This window comes from Mycobacterium sp. E136, from assembly GCF_001666865.1.
GTDB lineage: Bacteria > Actinomycetota > Actinomycetes > Mycobacteriales > Mycobacteriaceae > Mycobacterium.
This window is the reverse complement of sequence record NZ_LZJE01000368.1, coordinates 1-977: the sequence shown is the minus strand read 5'-3', so window position 1 is coordinate 977 and position 977 is coordinate 1. Positions and strand designations below refer to the sequence as shown.

Annotated in this window: 2 protein-coding genes; one reads left to right on the top strand and one right to left on the bottom strand. The window is 63.1% G+C overall.

Annotated features, from left to right (window positions below):
* A partial coding sequence (locus A5698_RS28245; protein WP_156670810.1) for a glycosyltransferase occupies positions 1-107 on the bottom strand: 107 nt, incomplete at its 3' end.
* 212 nt (positions 108-319) lie between these two features.
* On the opposite strand from A5698_RS28245, the gene A5698_RS25040 reads away from it, so the two are divergent.
* On the top strand, positions 320-977 hold a 658-nt coding region (locus tag A5698_RS25040), incomplete at its 3' end, for a glycosyltransferase (RefSeq protein ID WP_231967529.1).

Here is a 977-nt window from a genome sequence, read left to right as displayed (position 1 = left end):
GGGACGGCCATGTGCACTTCGTGCCCGCGGTGCAGCAGTTCACGGCCAACCGCGGCGCAGGGTTCCACGTCACCACGCGTCCCATAGCAGGCCATTAAAAGCTTCATCGCGTCCTACCCTCTCATTTTTTTGCGGAGCCTTTCACTGTTGTTGCTGAGGCGCAATGGCGCCGACGGCTGCCGCGGTTCCAATTCGACCGGCCACGCCATGCCACCGCCAGCGGCACCGGAGTGGCCGGCTCGCCCCAGCAGTAGTCGCCGTGGGACTCCGCCGACCCCGATGTACTCTCTGGTCCACGCAACTTGAAGGGGGGCAGTGGATGGCCAGATCCCTGAGATTTGTGCTGGCAAGCTACGGAAGTCGTGGCGATGTGGAGCCCTGCGTTGCCGTTGGCCGGGAGTTGCTGCACCGCGGACATCAGGTGTATTTGGCAGTAGCGCCCGACATGGTGGGGTTCGTCGAGTCCGCCGGGCTTCAGGCGGTCGGCTACGGCCCGAACGCGCGTTTATGGCAGGACGTCCATCGTGAATTCCAGGCGCGCACGTCCCATCCGTGGAAGGTTGCGGACCTGCGGAGACTGTGGCGCGAGAATCGTGCGCTGCTGACCCAATACCTTGAAGAGGCGAACTCCACGTTGATGGGGCTGGCCAAGGACGCTGACCTGCTGCTCACCGGCCCTCTCGGGGAAGATGTCGCGGCCAACGTCGCGGAGTATTACGACATTCCGTTGGCCACGCTTCATTACTTCCCGATAAGACCCAACGGCGAGCTCCTCTCATTCCTGCCGCCACGATTCCGCCGCTCGACCATGCTGGCGCATGAACGGCTGACTTGGCGCGGTACCAAAGAGGTAGTAAACGCGCAGCGCCGCGAACTGGGATTGCCCGAGGCAGTACTGCCCTACACGCGACAGATCACCGAACGTGGATCGCTGGAAATCCAGGCCTATGAGGAGGCCTGCTTTCCTGGATTGGCGG